Genomic DNA, 18059 nt, shown 5'->3' with positions numbered 1-18059 from the left:
TTACGAGTTACCCCCGTGAGCCTTGACCAGGCCGAGCTGGTCGAACGTGCCGGTGAGAAGGACGTCGAGGGCCGCCATGCCGTCGGCGGGCTCGATCGAGGCTGCGCCTGCCCGGCTCATGCGCTCCTGGTACTCCTGCGAAGCGACAATGCCGACGCTGCCCCAGTAGCCCCAGTTCATGATCTTCACCGGGACGGACAGGGCGGTCGCGAGCCGCCCGGCGTAGGCATCCTTGAACACGGAGCCCGCGACGTAGTTGCTCTGCCCGGGTGCCTTGAGGAATGAGTTCATCGAGGAGAAGAACAGGAGGAAGTCCAGGGGTTCGGCGCCGAAGACCTGGGCCAGGCGCACGCTGACGTCGACCTTGGCCGAGACCGCCGCGCGGAAGCGCCCCTCGTCCATCCGCTCCAGGCTCTGGTCGAGCAGGACGATCGCCGAGTGGACCACGCCGTGGATCTCCGGGTGGCTCTGCTTGACGGCCTCATAGGCGCGCTGCAGTGAAGCGCGGTCGGCCGCGTCGGCTCGCACATAGCGGGGCTCGGGCCCCAGCGTGCCCAGGCGCCGCAGCTTCTGACGGATCGACGCGTCTTCCTCGCGTCGGCCGATCCACACGACCTGTGCCCCGTACGTACGGATCATGTGCTCGGTCCACGCCTCGCCGATGCCGCCCGCACCGCCGATCACGACATAAGTGCCCCCCTGCCGGTACGCCGGGCGGCCGCCGGGGTCCGGCGCGGTGGCCTGGATCGGGAGGAGGGCCTGCCGGTACCAGCGCCTGCGCCGGTACGCCCATACGCTGCCGCGCTCCTCGCAGGGCAGCGCGAAGAGTTCGCGGAGCGGCCAGTCCTGACCTTTGTCGAGGTCGGCGAGACGCACGTGCCAGCTCGGGTACTCCTTGGCCACCGAGCCCAGGAGGCCGTGCAGGCCCGCGTGCGTCGGGTCGACGGTGTCGCTGCGCCGGACCTGCAGGCTCTGCTCGGTCACGAGCGTCACATCAAGCGCCTGGCGGCCGTAGCCGAGGCTCAGCAGTGCCTTCAGCGTACGGAAACAGGCATAGAGGCCGCCTTCCTGAGCCTCGACCATCGCATCGTCCGTGACACCGGCCGGCGACTGCTGGGGAGCCAGCCAGATGAGGTGCCCGAGGGGCTCCCTCGCCGCGTCGAGCCTCGCGGCCAGCGTCTCCACCGTGTCGGCAGGCTCGATGGCCAGACGCTCGGCGTCCGGGTGGACCGCTCGGATCCGCTCCCAGTGCTGCTCGCCGCCACCGGCAACGACGACGCGGCCGGCAGGAACGCCGGGGTGGGACGGGGCAGGCTTCGGGACAGCGTCCCAGACCGGCTTCAGCAGGATGTTCGTGTCGGCCGGCGGTTCCGACGCGGGCTCGGGCGCCGCCGCGGGCGTCGCCGTCACCGCCGGTTCCGCCACGGGGGCGGTGACGGCGGCCACTTCGGACTCGGCAGCTCCGGCAGACGGGGCGGCGAGCCAGTAGCTCTGGCGGGCGAAGGGGTACGTGGGGAGCGGGACGCGGCGGGGACGGGCGTCCGGGTACAGCCGCGACCAGTCGACGGCCGTCCCGTTCACCCAGAGGTCGGCGAGCCGCTCGCCTTCCGCCCCGGACAGCACGCCGCCCGGGCCGGTCTGCGGGAGCTGCGCCGTGCCTGTGCGGCGGCCCTTGGCGACCCGCCCGGTACGGGCCCCGTCCGCCCGGCCGTCCTCGACGTACCGGGTCAACCTCTCGAGGAGCTCACCGAGGGTCCCGGCGACGACCGCCAGACGTTGCGGCATGGCCTCACGGCCCGACTGCAGCGAATGCGCCACGTCCCGCAGTTCCAGGGACGGGTGCGCCCGGAGGTGGTCCCTGAGCCGGGTGGCCGAGGTCCTGAGCTGGTCCTCGCTCTTCGCCGACAGCGGGAAGACCCGCGAGGTGCGGGGCGTCTGCGGTGCCGTGTCCTCGCGTCCCGTCTCGTACTCCTCCAGCACGAGATGGGCGTTCGTGCCGCTGAAGCCGAAGGAACTCACCGCGGCACGCCGGGCGGCGCCCGCCTCGGTCTTCCACGGCACCAGTTCGGTGTTGACGTAGAACGGTGAGTTCTCCATGTCGAAGTGCTCGTTGTGCTTGCTGAAGTGCAGCGTCGGCACCAAGTGCTTGTTCTGCATGCAGAGCACGGACTTCTGGATGGAGGCGATGCCCGCGGCGGCGGAGGTGTGGCCGAGGTTGCTCTTCACCGAACCGATGGCGCAGTACCCGACCTTGCCGGTCTTCTCACGGTAGACCGTGGCCAGTGCCTCCAGCTCGATCGGGTCGCCCAGCTTGGTGCCCGTGCCGTGCATCTCGACGTAGCCGACGCTCGCGGGGTCGATGTCGTGGCGCTCGTAGACGTCCCGCTCGAGCTCCATCTGGCTCACGGCGCTCGGGGCGGTGATGCCGTTGGTCTTTCCGTCCTGGTTGATGCCCGAGCCGAGGATGACGCCGTGGATGTGATCGCCGTCGCGCTCGGCGTCGTCGAGCCGCTTGAGCACGAGTGCGCCCACGCCCTCGCCCGGCACGAATCCGTCCGCACCGTTGTCGAAGGTCTTGCAGCGGCCGTCCGGCGACAGCATCCCCGCGCCGCACATGCTGATGTACGCCTCGGGGCTCAGGTAGAGGGTGACACCGCCCACGAGAGCCATGTCCGTCTCGCCGCTCCGCAGCGCCTGGGAGGCGAGGTGCGTGGCGACCAGCGAGGAGGAGCAGGCCGTGTCCAGGGCGATGGCGGGGCCCTTGAGGTTCAGGAAGTAGGCGATGCGGGCGGCCGTGATGGCGTTGCTGTTGCTGGTGGCCGTACTCGATTCACCGCCCTGCTTCTGCATGAGCATGCCGTACTCGTTGCTCATGATCCCCAGGTACACGCCGCACTTCTGACCGCTCAGCGCCCGCGGGTCGTACCCGGCGTCCTCGAAGGCGTGGTAGGCCTCCTGCAGGAAGAGCCGCTGCTGCGGGTCCATCGCCTCGGCCTCGGCCGGCGGGATGTTGAAGAACAGCGGGTCGAATATGTCGACGTCGTCGAGGAGCCCCATCCACTTGCAATAGACCTTGCCCTTCTGACCTGGGCGCGGATCGAAGTACTGGTCGACGTCCCAGCGGGACTTCGGGATCTCCCGGACGCAGTCGCGTCCGTTGGCCAGGTTGTCCCAGTACTCCTCGAAATTCGAGGACTTCGGGTACTTGCCTGCCATGCCCACGATGGCGATCGCGTCACGGCGGCCCTGCTCCGGGGTGGAGGCGGGCGTGAGTACCGGTTCGGCGACGGGTTCCAGGGCGTGGACGGACGCCGCCACGGGGGCAGGCTCCGGCTCCGGCTCCGAAGCGGGCACGGACACGGATGCGGGTGCCGGTGCGGACACGGATGCGGGCTCGGGTGCGGATGCGGGTGTCGCGGCGGACTTCGTCACACCGCGAAAGGGACGCCTCTGAGAGGCGCCTGCCTTCCCCAGCTCCTTGAAGATGCAGGCCGTCAGCTCCTGGAGGGTCGGGTGGTCGTAGAGCCTGGTCGCCGCCAGTTCCAGCCCGAACCGCTTGTTGATCACCTTGATCCACTCCACACCGACGATCGAGTCCAGGCCGAAGTCGGTGAAGTTCCGGTCGAGGTCGAGCTCGCTCTCCGACAGGTACAAGGCCTCAGCCAGGCTGCTCAGCAGGCCGGCCTGGATCTCCTCCTCGGTGAAGGCCACCCGGGCCTCGCTCTCGGAGGCGGTCACCGTCGGCTCGGCCGGTGTCTCCGGCCGCGTCGGCCGTGTCCCTGCGGTACGGATCGGCAGGTTCCGCAGGTAGGCCGCCAGCCGGCGCACCGTGGGTGTGTCGTAGAGCCTGGTCGCCGCAAGTTCCAGCCCGTACCGCTTGTTGACCGCCTTGATCCACTCCACACCGACGATCGAGTCCAGGCCGAGGTCGGTGAAGTTCGTGTCCGGGTCGACGTCCTCCTCCGCCATGTACAGGGCTTGGGCGAGGCTCGCCGCCAGCTCGTCGACCAGCGTCCCCTCGTCGGGCACCGTGGACGCCCCGGCGGCGGGAGCCGACGCGGGCCCGGGGCTGCCGGCCGGTGCCGGACGGGAGCCGCCGTCCGCGGCGGCGGGCGCGCCCACCGGGGCCAGGGTCACGGCCAGGGCGGCACGTGGCGCGGGCACCCGTGCCGGGCGCGGCTCGCCGGAACCGCCGCTGAGCGGGGCGAGGCCGATGCCCTGCGGCTTCGCGAGGGGACGCCCGCTGTCCGAAGGGACAGGTGCGGGTGTGGAAAGGGGCGCGGTAGCGGTGACGCCACGGATCGGCGCGACCGGTTTCCCGACGACGGGCTCGGCCACCGGCGCGGCCGCCTCCACCACGGCCGGGGTGCTGCTCCCCGGGAGCCAGAACCGCTGGCGGGCGAAGGGGTAGGTCGGCAGCGAGAGCCGGCGCGGCAGAGGGGCCGTGTAGAAGCCGCGCCAGTCGAACGCGAGGCCGCTGACCCACAGTTCGAGCAGCTTGCCGAACTTCCGCTTCCGTACCCAGGCCTCGATGGTCTGGGCCATGTCCTCGTCGTCGGCCAGGAACGACACCGCGTCCTGTGCCCGCTTGACCCGGCCCCGGTAGACCCCGCCGACGGCGTCCTTCCCGTCCACGTGGTCGCGCAGCCGGGCGACCAGTTCGGCCGCGGAGCCGACGACGAACGCGAGGCGTTCGTCCAGATGCTCGCGGCCCGCCTGCAGTGTGAAGGCGATGCCGGGGATGTCGGCGTCGCCGATGCGCTCCTCCTGTGCCCAGTCGAGCAGCAGTTGCGCCTGCTCGCGCAACTGCTGCTCGTTCCGTGCGGAGAGCACGACGACGGACGCCAGCGGGGCCGCCTGGTCACCGGCCGCCGGGCCGGCAGCCGGGACGTACTCCTCGACGACGACGTGGGCGTTGGAGCCTCCCGCGCCGAACGACGAGACACCGGCGATGCGCGGGTACTCCCGAGCCCCGTCGGCCGTACCGATGACCGGCCGCTGCCACTCCTCGAACTCCTGCTGCACCCGGAACGGCGTCTCGCCGAAGTCGATGTGCGGGTTCAGCACCTCGGAGTTGAGCGAGGGCACCAGCTTGCCGTGCTTCATCTGGAGCAGCACCTTGGTCAGTGCCGAGATGCCCGCGGCGCTCTCGGCGTGCCCGATGTTGCTCTTCACCGAGCCGATCGCGCAGAACTGCCTGTCGTCCGTGTGCCGGGAGAACGCCTTGGTGAGACCGGCGATCTCGATCGGGTCCCCGAGCGAGGTCCCCGTTCCGTGCGCCTCGACGTAGCTGACCGTGCGCGCGTCGACACCTGCCTTGTCGAGGGCGTGCGCGATCGCACTGCTCTGGGCGCTCGGGTTCGGCACCGTGTAGCCGTTGGTCCTGCCGCCGTGGTTCACGGCGGTGGACTTGATGACGCCGTAGATCCTGTCGTTGTCGGCGATCGCCCGGTCCAGCGGCTTCAGCAGGACGGCGCCCACACCCTCGCCGGGCACATAGCCGTCGCCGCCCTTGCCGAAGCTCTCGCACCGGCCCTTGCTCGACGCGAAGCCGGTCTGTCCGAGGAGCAGGTACTTGCCCGGGTGGAGAGACAGGTTGACGCCACCGGCGACGGCCACCTCGCAGTCACCCAACTGCAGGCTCTGGCATGCGAGGTGCAGTGCCGTCAAGGAGGAGGAGCACATGGTCTTCACCGTCATGCTCGGCCCCTGCCAGTCGCAGAAGTACGAGACGCGGTTGGCGATGTTCGCCGCGTTGCCCGGGATCACCCGGCCGTTCGCCAGCGCCTGTTCGGTCGCTCCGTACAGCTGGTACTCGTCGTACATCGCGCCCACGAACACACCGACGTTGCCGTCCACGCCGTTCGAACGGTGCCGCCGCAGGTCCTGCCGCGTGTATCCGGCGTCCTGCAGCGTCTCGTAGACGCATTCCAGGAAAAGGCGCTCCTGGGGGTCGGTGGCCTCGGCCTCGCGCGGCGACATGTTGAAGAACAGGGGGTCGAACCGGTCGGCCTCCTCCAGGAACCCGCCCCACTTGCAGTACGTGGTACCGGGCTTCGACCTGTCCTCGTCGTAGTACGCGCTGTGGTCCCAGCGTTCCCGGGGAACCTCCGTGATGCTGTCCCGGCCCTCGGCGAGGTTGTGCCAGAACTCGCGGAGGTTCCGGGCCTGCGGGTAGCGCCCTGAGAGGCCGATGACGGCGATGTCCACGCCGCGCGGTGTGCCGGCGGGGCGAACCGGCGCGGACGTCGCGGACACGGCTGCGGGGCGCGGCTCCCGCGGCTGCTCCGGCCGCGGGACGGCGGGGGCGGGGGCAGGGGCGGGGGCGGGGGTGACCGCGCGGTCGATGCCCAGCAGTTCCCGCAGCCGGTCCCCGTGCTCGCCGACGAAATAGCCGGTCAGCTGCTTGATGTCCCGGTGCTCGAAGAAGAGCGTCTTCGGCAGGCGCCCGAAGACCGCCTCCAACTCGGCGGTCAGGCTCATGGCCATCACCGAGTCGATGCCGTAGCGCTCCAGCGGGAGGTCGGCGTCTATGCGGTGCGCGGGCACCTTGAGCACACTCGACAGCAGCGATGTGACGTACTCGACGGCCTTGTACTCCAGGCCTTCGTCCTGCCACGCCGGCGCCCCGCCGGGAATGTCGGTGCTCACTGCTTCTTCCGTGTCCTCACCGGCTTGCTGCATCGTCAGCGCTCGCCTGATCCGGGCCTCGTCGCCGACGGCGACGAGCACTTGGTGGTGGTTCGTCTGAAGGCTCCGGGAGAAGGCCTCGATCCCGGCCGTCCGCTCCAGAAGAGCGATCCCGTAAGCCTCGCGGAGCCGTGCCTCCGTCTCGGCGTCCGGGCGCATTCCGCCCTCCGCCCACAGCGGCCAGTTGACGGACAGGGTGCGGCCGCAGCGCCGTCCGGCCGCGACCAGGCCCTCGCGGTACTGCGCGTAGGCGTCCATGAAGGCGTTCGCCGTCGCGTAGTCGGCCTGGCCCACGTTGCCCGTCACGGCGGCACCGGAGGAGAACGCCACGAAGAAGTCCAGGTCCAGGTTCCTGGTCGCCTCGTCCAGGTTCACCAGGCCGCTCGCCTTCGGCGCGAGGACCCCGCGGAACTCACGGCCGGACTTCTTCACAACGAAGTTGTCCTCGATCACGCCCGCGCCGTGGATGACCCCGTGGAGACGCCCGGTACGGGCCACGACCTGGTCGACCAGGGCCTCGACACCCGCCCGGTCGGACACGTCGAGCCGGACGTACGACACGTCCGCACCCGACGCCCGCAGCTCTTCCAGAGTGCGCCGTGCCCGTCCGGTCTCCGGGGAGCGGCCGACCAGGACGAGGGTGGCGTCCTTCACCTGGCCGGCTATCTCCTCGGCGAAGATCCGTCCGAGGCCGCCGAGACCACCGGTGATCACATAGACGCCACCGGTCCGCCACGGCGAGCCGGGGAGGCCCCCCGCGGGCTCCTCGGACCAGGACGGCACCTCGCGCCGGCCGTCGCGGTACCTGACCATCGGGTCGGCGAGGCCTCGCCGCTCGGCCGCGAGGAGCGCGTGCGGCGAGACCGCGGACGCCGCGGCGTCCACCATGACGACCTGTCCCGTGATCCTCGGATTCTCCAGGTGGGCGGTCCTCAGCAGCGCACCGAGGCCGGAGAGCACCAGCGACTCCGGCCGGTCCGCCAGCAGGATCTGTACGACGACTTCGGTCCGTGTGCCGTCCTGAAGCGCCGCCTTGGTCCTCTCGAACACCTGGAGCGCGTAGTCGGTGTAGCGGCCGTCGAGGGTGGTGGCCCGGGAGGCGAGCGTCAGCACCTCGCACTCGGGGTCCGCCGTGCCCGCCTGCGGCAGAGCGCCCTCCTCGGCGAACACCACGACGGTGCGCGCGCCGGAGACCGGCGACGCGGGCCCGGCCGGCGCACGCTCGCGCCACTGCGGAAACGCGATGACGCACTGGTCCCCCCTCTCGTCGCGCAGGGCCCGCACCGAGAAGCCCTTCAAGCGCACCCTGACCTCTCCCGCGTCGTCGCAGAGGTCGAGGTCGAAGCGGCGGGCGGACCCGTCCCGCGGGCCCTCGGCGCTGCGCCGGCCCCATACCCACAGGGCGGGCGACAGGGCACCGAACACCTCGACCCGCTCGACGCCGAAGGGCAGGAGGACCTGGTGCGAGGCGTCCGGGTCCTCCGTCATCAGCCCCAGGGTGGCCTGCAGCGCCGCGTCCATCAGCCCTGGATGCAGGCGGTACTCGTCGAGGCCCTCCCGCGCGGCGGCGGGGAGCACCAGGCGGGCAAGGACCTGGTCCTCGCCGACGAGGAGGTGCTCGATGCCGCGGAACGAGTCGCCGTAGTCGACCCCCGCGGCCCGGAACGCCGCATAGATCTCCGCGGCGTCGAGCCGCCGCACGCCGCACTCCGCCCGCAGCCGCGGCAGGTCGACGGGGTCCGCCGTGCCTTCGCAGGGCACCACGGAGCCGGCGCTGAGCAGGACGGGACCCTTGGTGGCCGCGTCCGTGCCGGCGCGCGTGGCGGCCTCGGTGTCGGTGTCCCCCGCGAAGATCTCGAACCGTACGGCGGACGCGTCGTCGGGCCGCAGCGCGACGTGGAGGTCGCGCGGGCGCCCGCCCGCCCGGAACGGCCGGGCCCAGAGCACGTCGGTGAGGGCGAGCCCCGCCGGCCGCGCCGGGGAGTCCCGGTCGGCGTCGGCCGCGGCGGCGAGCGCCATCTCCAGATACACGACGCCGGGCAGAATCCGTTCGCCCCGCACCCGGTGGTCGGCGAGGAACGCCTCCTCACCGGTGAAGGTCGAGCTGTACCGCTGCCGCCCGAATCCGGAGGTGTTGCGGTGCAGCAGTGGGTGCGGCATCGCCGTCGAGGGCGCCCCGGCGCCGGCCGCGGCGCCCTGTCGCGCCTCGACCCAGTAGCGCTCCTTGGCAAAGGGGTACGTGGGCAGCGGGACGCGGAAGGGCCTGTGCGGCGCGTACAGCCGGGGCCAGTCGACCGCGCGGCCTTCGGCCCAGGCCTTTGCGATGCCGCGGTGGTCCCCGGCCGCGATGAGCGAACGGACGAGTTCCTTCCGCTCGTCGTCCTCCTCGTCCCAGGTCAGCTGATCCGGTACGCGCCCCAGGAAGAGCTCGGCCTCGCCGTCCCGGCGCAGACGGGAGTGGAGCCCGCGGGCGACCGCGGCCAGGGAGTCCGCCGTGAACGCCAGCCTGAAGTCCAGGGCCGCCCGGCCCACCTGGAGCGAGAAGGCCAGGCCGGTCAGGTCGACTTCCGGCTCGTCCTCGACGAAGGCGAGCAGGTTCCGCACCGCGCTGTCCAGCTGTGCTTCGGTCTTTGCCGACACGACGACGACAACGGCCGCCGACCTGGTCGGTTCACTGTTGTCACGCATTGCGGTACTCCTCCAGCACGACGTGGGCATTCGTTCCGCTGAATCCGAACGAGCTCACGGCAGCACGCCTCGGCTCTCGACCGCCTTGCGGCTCCCAGGGTCGAAGGCGCGTATTGACACGGAACGGGGAATTGTCGAAGTCGAAATGCTCATTGGGTGTTTCGAAGTGCAAGGAAGGCACGAGCCTGCTGTGACGCATGCTCAGGAGGACCTTGTGCACCCCGGCCACCCCGGCCGCAGCCGAGGTGTGCCCGATGTTGCTCTTCACCGAGCCGATGGCGCAGGAACCCGTGGGGACACCGCGCTCGCCGTAGACGGTGCCCAGCGCGTCGAGCTCGATCGGGTCACCGAGCTTCGTGCCCGTGCCGTGCATCTCCACGTAGCCGATGGACGCCGCGTCGATGCCGTGGCGGTCGTAGACCGTGCGGACCAGGTCCATCTGGCTGTTGGCGCTGGGCGCCGTGATGCCGTTGGTCTTGCCGTCCTGGTTGGTGCCCGACGCCACGACGACGCCGTAGATGTGGTCGTGATCTGCCTCGGCGTCGCTCAGGCGCTTGAGCACCAGGGCCCCGACCCCCTCGCCCGGCACGAACCCGTCGGCGCCGTTGTCGAAGGACCTGCACCGCCCCTGCGGCGAGAGCATGCCTGCCTCGCTCATCCCCACGTACGTGTCGGGGAGCAGGTACAGCGCGACGCCTCCGACCAGCGCGATGTCGATCTCGTGGCTCGCCAGCGCCTGCTGCGCGAGGTGCAGCGCGACCAGGGAGGAGGAACAGGCCGTGTCGATCGCGATCGCCGGGCCCTTGAGGTTGAGGAAGTAGGCGATGCGCGACGCGGCGATGGCGTTGCTGCCGCTGGTCGCGGCGTTGGTCTCCGCGCCGTTGCGGAACACCAGGAAGCTGTACTCGTTGCCGCTGATGCCCAGGAAGACACCGCACTTCTTCTTGCTCAGGGACTGCGGGTCGTATCCCGCGTCCTCGAACGCCTTGTACGCCTCCTGCAGGAAGAGCCGCTGTTGCGGGTCGAGTCCCTCCGCCTCCAGCGGCGAGATGTTGAAGAACAGCGGATCAAAGCAGTCCGCGTCCTCCAGGTACCCCATCGACTTGCAGTACGTCCTGCCCTTTTCGCCGGGACGCGGGCTGTAGTACTGCTCGACGTCCCAGCGGGACGGAGGGACATCACGTACGGAGTCGCGGCCGTTGCTGAGGTTGTCCCAGTACTGGCGGAGGTTCTCCGCGTCGGGATAGCGCCCGGACATTCCGATGACCGCTGCACGATCGCCGGTACGGCCGGCCTGCGGCGCGGCCGAGGCGATCGGCTGGGACGGCTGGGACGGCTGGGTCGGAGCGGACGGCTGGGACGGCTCGGACGGCTCGGACGGAGCGGCCCGGACGACCGGCTCGGGCACGGTGATCGGCTCGGCCGGGACGACGGGCTCGGCCAGGGGGATCTGGGTCTCCAGGAATCCGGCGAGCTCGCGCAGGGTCGCGTAGTCGTACAGCCGCGTCGCCGTGAGCGACGTGCCGTAGATGCGGTTGAGGGACTTCACCCACTCCACGCCGATGATGGAGTCCAGTCCCAGCTCCACGAAGTTGCGGCCGGCGTCGATCTCGCCGGGGTCGAGGAACAGGGCCTCGGCCAGGCCGGCCCTCAGCTCGTCGATGAGGACGGACTTCGAGCGCTGCGGCCGGGCCCGAACCGGCGCGGGTTCGGGCTCGGTGAAACCGGACTGCTCGGGCGCGGGCTGCTCGGGCGTGGACTGCCGGGGCGCGGACTGCCCGGGCGCGGACTTCGCCAGCTCGCCCTGCAGGAAGTCCGCGAACTCCCGCACCGAGGGATGGTCATAGAGCCGTGTGGCGGTGAGAGCGGTGCCGTACTTCTTGTTCAGGGACTTGATCCACTCGACCCCGACGATGGAGTCGAGGCCCAGCTCCATGAAGTTGCGGCCGAGGTCGATGTCGCTCTCCGGGAGGTACAGAGCCTCCGCGAGACCGGCCCGCAACTCCTGCCGCAGGGTGCTCGTGGACTTCACCGGAGCGGCCGTGGGCCGCGCCACGGGGTCGGAGGCCACGGGCGCGGGGGCCACGGCGGCGGGGGCCGCGGCGGCGGGCCGCGGAGCCGGGCTCCGCACGTCGTCGAGGCGGACGTTGCGCGGCTTGGCGGCCGGGGACGCAGGCCCGGATACGGCGGCGCCCGGGCTCTGCAGCACGATCCGCGGCCGTCCGCCAGCGGCCTGCGCCACGGGCTCACGCACCGGCTCGGCCACCGCGGGCACGGCTGTTGCGGGCTCGGCCACCGCGGGCACGGCCGCCGCCGAATCGGCGACTGCGGGCTCGGGCACCACCGGCTCACGCACCGCTGACGCGGCTTGCACGGAACCGGGACGCTTCTGTGTGGCCCAGTGCCGCGTGCGTGCGAACGGGTAGCCGGGCAGCGTGATCAGACGCGGCCGGTCGCCGGCGAAGAGCTTCGGCCAGTCCGGGGAAGCCCCCTGGCAGTACAGGTCGGCCAGGGCGGTGAGCACGTCCCGGTACGTGGCCGCGGGGCCACCCGGCGCCGCCGATTCGGCGAGCAGCGCCTGTGCCTGGATGTCGAGCAGCGAGCGGTCCTTGCGGTCACGCGGCACCTCGCCGCGGCGGACCGCCGGCCCCTCCTCTCCGCGCTCGGCCGCGGCCAGCGCGGCGATGGCGTCCTCGGTGCCGGTGACGACCAGCGCGCACCGGTGGGCGAAGTGGTGCCTGCCTTCGAGCAGGGTGTACGCGGCGTCACCGAGACGCCGGGCATCGAAGTCCCCCTCCCGCAGGGCCTGTCCCAGTTCCCTGATCCGCTCGGTCAGCGCGTCGGGGGTCTTGGCGGACAGCACGAGGAGACGGGCCGGGAGCTCGGTGACCGGCGCCGGGCGCGCACCGTCCCGGTAACTTTCGACGACCATGTGGACGTTGGTCCCGCTCATGCCGAACGAGCTCACCGCGCCGAGCCGCGTCCCGTCCGCGCCCGCCTGCCAGGGCCTTGCCGTCCTGTTGACGTAGAAGGGGCTCTCCTTCCACGCCACGTAGTCGCTTTCCTGCTCACAGTGCAGGCTCGCGGGGATGACGCCGTGCCGCAGCGACTGGACGAGGGCGATCAGGCTGACCAGGCCGGAGGCGGCCAGGGTGTGGCCGACGTTCGGCTTGGTCGAAGTCAGCGCGCAGTGGCCGACCTTGTCCGTGCGCTCCTTGAACACCTCGTTCAGCGCGTTCACCTCGACAGGGTCGCCGAGGCGGGTACCGGTGCCGTGGGCGACGATGTGCTCGATGCGCTCGGGCTCGATCCCGTGCCGCCGGTGGACGCTGCGGTACAGGCCGGCCTGGGCCGCTCCGTTGGGCGCGGTGATGCCGTTCGTACGGCCGTCGTAGTTCATGCCGCTGCCGCGGATGACGGCGAGGATGTTGTCGCCGTCGGCCTCTGCCTGCGACAGGCGCTTGAGCACGACGACCGCGATCGCCTCGCCCAGGACCATGCCGTCCGCCCGCTGGTCGAAGGCGTGGCAGACACCGCCGTCGGACAGCATGCCCGCCTTGCTCGTCTCGGCGAACACGCGGGAGGTGGTCGCCAGGTTGACCCCGGCCACCACCGCTGCGTCGCACTCGCCGCCGCGCAGGCTCGTGCACGCCTGGTGCGCGGCCGCGAGGCCCGAGGAGCAGGCGGTGTTGACGGCGAGCACGGGCCCCGAGAAGTCGAGAAGGTAGGCGAGGCGCGAAGCCATGATCGCCTCGTGCTGCGCGGTGATACTGCCCTCTCCCTGGGTCAGGTGCAGGTAGTCGCCCTGCTCCGCGCCGACGAACATGCCGATCTGTCCCTCACGCACCCGGCGTTCGCCGTAGCCGGCGTCCTCGAGGGCGCGCCAGGCCTCCTGCAGCAGCAGCCGCTGGCGCGGGTCCATGCTGCGCGCCTCACGCGGAGATATCTCGAAGAAGGCGGGGTCGAACTCCGCGACGCCTGGGACGAATCCGCAGCGAGCACGCTCCGGGTCCCGGGCCTCGGGGTCGCTCCAGTCGGCGCGGCGGTCCTCGGGCACGGGCGAGAGCACGTCCCGGCCCTGTTCGAGGATGCTCCACAGCTCGTCGACCGACCGGGCCGCGGGGAAGCGGCCGCTCATGCCGATGACGGCGATGGGCTCCGGGCCCGGCCGGCCGCTCGGTGCGGGGGCGGGCTCCGGCTCGGTCACGGTGCCGGTCGCGGACCCGGTTTCGGCGACGGTGCCGGCGGTGGTCTCGGCGGGGCCGCCCGGCCGCGTGGCGTAGCGCGTCCGCAGTGCGTCCCCGTGCTCCGCCACGAGGTGCGTCACCAGCTTCCGCGGGGTGGGGTACGAGAAGAAGACCGACGGGAGCACCTCGACCCCGAAGTGCCCGCTCATCGTCTTGGCAAGCTTCGCCAGGTGGACCGAGTCGAAGCCGAGCTGTGAGAGGTTCTCGTCGTCGTGGATCTGCTCGCGGGGTATCCGGAGCATCTCTCCGATCATGGTTTCGAGGTCCGTCAGGACATGGGCGTCCACGGCCTGGGCGTCGAGGTCCACGTGCTCCGTTCCAGGGATGTGCGCGGTGTGCGCGGTGTGCGTGGCGGGGGGCTGTTCGCCGGGCTGCTGCGAGCCGGCGGGCGACGGGCCGACACCGAGCAGGCTCCGTACGCGGCCGGGCTCACCGGCCATGACGAGGTGCTGGGGCGCACCCTGCCCGAGGAGCCGCTCGAACAGGGCGATCCCCTCGTCCTCTTCGAGCAGGCGAAGGCCGCTGGAGGCGAGGTACAGCTCGGCGCCCTGCGCGTCGTCGAACCCCATGCCGCCGCCGCGCCACAGCGGCCAGTTGACGGCGACGGTCGCTCCGGACAGCTCTCCCTGCCGCACCCGCTCGTCGCGGTGCCGGGCGTAGACCGTCTGGAAGCGGTTGCCGACCGCGTAGTCGCAGCTGCCGAAGTCCCCGAGGACCGCGGAGGTCGACGAGAAGTAGCAGACGAACGCGAGGGGTTCGCCGGCGAGGACCTCGTCGAGCACGAGCGTGCCCGCCACCTTGGAGGACACCTGGTCGCCGAACGCCCGGGCGTCGTTGCCGAGCAGGCTGCCGCGGCCTGCGACGCCGGCGGCGTGGATGACACCGTCGATCGTCCCGAAGCGCTCGCGCGCCGCGCGCACGACCGCTGCCATGTCCTCCCGGTCGGCGACGTCGGCCCGGCCGTACAGGACCTCGCCGCCCAGCGACTCGATCCTGGCGATGCGCTGTTGCTTGTCGGCGTCCAGGGGGGAGCGGCCGGTCAGCACCAGGCGCGCGGAGCGGGTCCGTGCGAGGTGCTCGGCGAACAGCAGCCCCAGGCCGCCGAGACCGCCCGTGATGAGGTAGGTGCCGCGCTGCGCGAGCAGGTCCTTCCCGGCGCCGGGCGTGCTGGGCCGGACCCGGCTGACGTGACGGGTTCCGCCGCGGTACAGCACACTCGCGGGCCGCTCGGCGGCGAGCTCGTCCCACAGGCGCGCGAACCGGGCTCCGGCGGCCGTCCGGGCGTCGGCGTCCCGGGCGTCCTCGAGGACCGCCAGGTACTGCACGCCGGGCAGCACGTGGGCGAGGGAGCGCTCGAAGCCGAGCCACGACTCCACGTGCGCCCGCTCGGTCCCGTCGCGGAACTCCCCTGCCTGGAGGATGCGCCGGACCGTCAGCCGCGCCGTCGCCACGGCCTGCAGGATGTGCGCGGTGGTGGCGTACGACTCCGGCCCCGGCCGGTCCTCCAGCGCCCACAGGTGCAGGATGCCGTCGACATCGCCGTACCGCGCCCGAATGTCCTCGAACGCGCGGACGAGGTCGTCCGGCTCCCGGGCGTCGACCTCGTAGGACCGGTCGGAGCGCTTCCCGAAGCCCTCGCCCCGCGCCACGAACACCAGCGTGGTCGAGGGATCGAGAGTGCGGGCGGCGCGTGCGAGTTCGTCCTGGTCCGCGCGGTCGGTGCAGAGGCAGACCAGTGTCCGCGGCGTACCGGCCCGGCGGACGGGCCGTGGCGCGGGCTCCCAGGACTCCGTGAAGACGAGCAGGTCCGGGGCGACGCCCGAACCGGTCCCGGCGGCAGAGCGGTCCGCGGCGCCGTCCTGCGGCGCCGCTCCGCCCGCTGACAGCGCGGCCGCGGTGCGGGAGGTGTCGATCCAGTAGCGGTCCCTGCCGAACGGGTAGGTGGGCAGGGCGATGCGCGCCGGGGCCTTGCCGTCGTGGAGTCGGGCCCAGTCGACGGTGACGCCCCTGACCCAGAGGCCGAGGACCTTCGCCAGGTCCCGTGCGGCGACCGCGCCCGGCAGCCCCTCCTCGTCGGCGAGCCGCTCGAGGGCCTCGAAGTCCCCGACCGGCCGGCCGAGGAGCAGGCCGTCGGCCTCTGCCGTCCCGGCGCAGAAGTCCCTGAGCCGCGTGAGCAGTTCCGGCATGGTGCGCACGACGACGCCGACCCGCTCCCGCATGTCCTCGCGCCCCACCTGCAGCGTGTACGCGAGGGAGGGCAGGTCGTCCGAGGACAGGCCCTTCCGCTCGATCCAGTCGACGAGCTGCCGTGCCTTCTCGCGCAGGCGCTCGGTGCTCCGGGCCGAGAGCGGCACGACGACGGGTGCCCCGGGGGACGCGACCGCTGCCGGCTCCGCCCTGAACTCCTCCACCACCAGGTGGGCGTTGGACCCGCCGGCGCCGAAGGAGGAGATGCCCGCGATCCTGGGGAGCTCCCGCTCCGCCCCGTCGACCGTCACGACCGGCCGCTTCCAGTCGGCGAGCGTCTGCTGCACCGTGAAGGGCGTGCCGTCGAAGTCGATGTTCGGGTTGAGCTCGGCGGAGTGCAGCGACGGCGCGAGCTTCCCGTGGCGCATCTGCAGCAGCACCTTCGTCAGGCCGGAGATGCCCGCCGCGCTCTCGCAGTGCCCGATGTTGCTCTTGACCGAGCCGATCGCGCAGAACCGGTCGTCCTGCGTGTGCTCCCGGAACGCCTTGACCAGGCCGGCTACCTCGATCGGGTCGCCGAGAGTGGTGCCGGTGCCGTGCGCCTCGATGTAGCTCACGGCGCGCGGGTCGACGCCGGCCTGCCGCCATGCGTCGGCGACGGAGCGGGCCTGTGCCAGCGGACTGGGCACGGAGTAGCCGTTCGTCCGCCCTCCGTGGTTGACGGCGACGCCCTTGATGACGCCGTGGACGCGGTCCCCGTCGCGCAGCGCCTTCGCCAGCGGCTTCAGCAGGACGGCGCCCACGCCCTCACCGGGGACGTAGCCGTCGCCGCCCTTGCCGAAGCTCTCGCACCGGCCCTTGCTGGAGACGAACTTCCCCTGGCCCAGCATCAGGTACTTGTTCGGGTGCACCGACAGGTTCACGCCGCCCGCGATCGCCACCTCGCACGCGCCCGACCCAAGGCTCTGGCAGGCGAGGTGGATGGCCGTAAGCGACGACGAGCACATGGTGTCGACGCTCATGCTCGGGCCCTGCAGGTCGAAGTAGTACGAGACCCGGTTGGCGACGGCCGACGGATTGCCGGACAGGGCCACGGGGTGGCCCAGGACCTGCTCCTGCGCGCCGTAGAGCTGGTACTCCTCGTACATCACGCCGACGTACACGCCAACATTCGGCGCCGTGCCGTCGGCCGTGGGCGCGTTCAGCCGCGCCGGTGTGTAGCCGGCGTCCTCGACCGTCTCGTAGACGCACTGCAGGAAGAGCCGCTCCTGAGGGTCCATCAGTTCTGCTTCGGAGGGCGAGATGTGGAAGAACAGCGGGTCGAACTCGTCGACGCCGTCGATGAATCCGCCCCACTTGCTGTACGTCTTCCCCGGGGCGTCCTTGTCCGGGTCGAAGTACACGCCGTGATCCCAGCGGTCCTCCGGTATGCCGGTGACGCAGTCACGTCCTTCGGCGAGGTTGGCCCAGAACTCGTCGAGCGTACGGGCCTTCGGGTAGCGCCCGGACAGGCCGATGATCGCGATGTCGAGTGCTTGCGGCTCGTCCGGCCGCCGCGCGGGCCGGGGCGTGCGGACCTGCGGCCCGGGCTTGTCGCGACGCGTCGACCACCGGCTCGACGCCAGGGGCTTGCGCCGTACGGCGGACACGCGCGGCCCGGACTCGGGCGCCTCGGCCGCCGCCGTCTCCCCCGCCGGGGCGAGGAGCTGCGCCAGCGCACTCCCGTGGGTCCCGACGAAGTGCCGCGCGAGCTCGCGCAGGTTGCGGAACTCGAAGAAGAGCGTCTTCGACAGCGGCCCGAAGGCGGCTTCGAGCTCCGCCGTCATGGTCATCGCCATGACCGAGTCGATACCGAAGTCCTCGAACGCCGCGCGGGCGTCGATCCGGCTGTGCGGCAGCTTGGTGGCCCGTGAGAGGAGACCCTTGAGGTAGACGGTCGCCTTCTCTTCGAGCGTGTCGTTGTCGTTGTGCGTCACGGATTCGTCCCGACGGCGAAGGAAACAGGGAAGGTCTGCTGCGATGCAGGTGAGTCGGTGTCAGAGCCGTCCCGGGCGCGGCTGTGCCCGCCGCCGGAGACCATCACCTGACTGTGCGTGGAGCTGAGCGTCCGGTAGAAGGCGGACACCCCGGCGGCCGTCTCCAGGGGGACGACGCCGTAGCGCGAGTGCAGTTCGGCCTGCGTCTGCGCCGGAACGTGCATGCCGCCCTCGGCCCACAGCGGCCAGTTGACGGACTGGCTCCGCCCGG

At 71.6% G+C, this 18059-nt stretch carries 3 protein-coding genes (1 of these 3 only partly in view); all 3 read right to left on the bottom strand.

Annotated elements, in window-relative coordinates:
- Tightly spaced (each overlapping or abutting the next), the 3 genes in view from ACZ562_RS20665 to ACZ562_RS20655 form a layout consistent with a single transcriptional unit that may run on beyond the window.
- Entirely contained in the window at positions 1-9378 is a 9378-nt protein-coding gene (locus ACZ562_RS20665; protein WP_471181022.1) for an SDR family NAD(P)-dependent oxidoreductase, read from the bottom strand.
- Positions 9371-17788 (bottom strand): SDR family oxidoreductase, encoded by an 8418-nt coding sequence (locus tag ACZ562_RS20660; RefSeq protein WP_471181019.1) that lies wholly within the window; start codon positions 17786-17788, stop codon positions 9371-9373. The genes ACZ562_RS20665 and ACZ562_RS20660 overlap by 8 nt, the downstream gene beginning before the upstream one ends.
- On the bottom strand, positions 17785-18059 hold the 3' end of the coding sequence (locus ACZ562_RS20655; RefSeq protein WP_471181017.1) for an SDR family NAD(P)-dependent oxidoreductase. 13450 nt of this gene lie beyond the right edge of the window; the window shows 275 of its 13725 coding nt (coding positions 13451-13725); its start codon lies beyond the right edge, outside the window; the stop codon is at positions 17785-17787. The genes ACZ562_RS20660 and ACZ562_RS20655 overlap by 4 nt, the downstream gene beginning before the upstream one ends.

The organism is Streptomyces sp. NPDC040410 (assembly GCF_055595715.1).
Note: the sequence above shows the minus strand (reverse complement) of the source record. Positions and strands in the feature narration are given on the sequence as shown.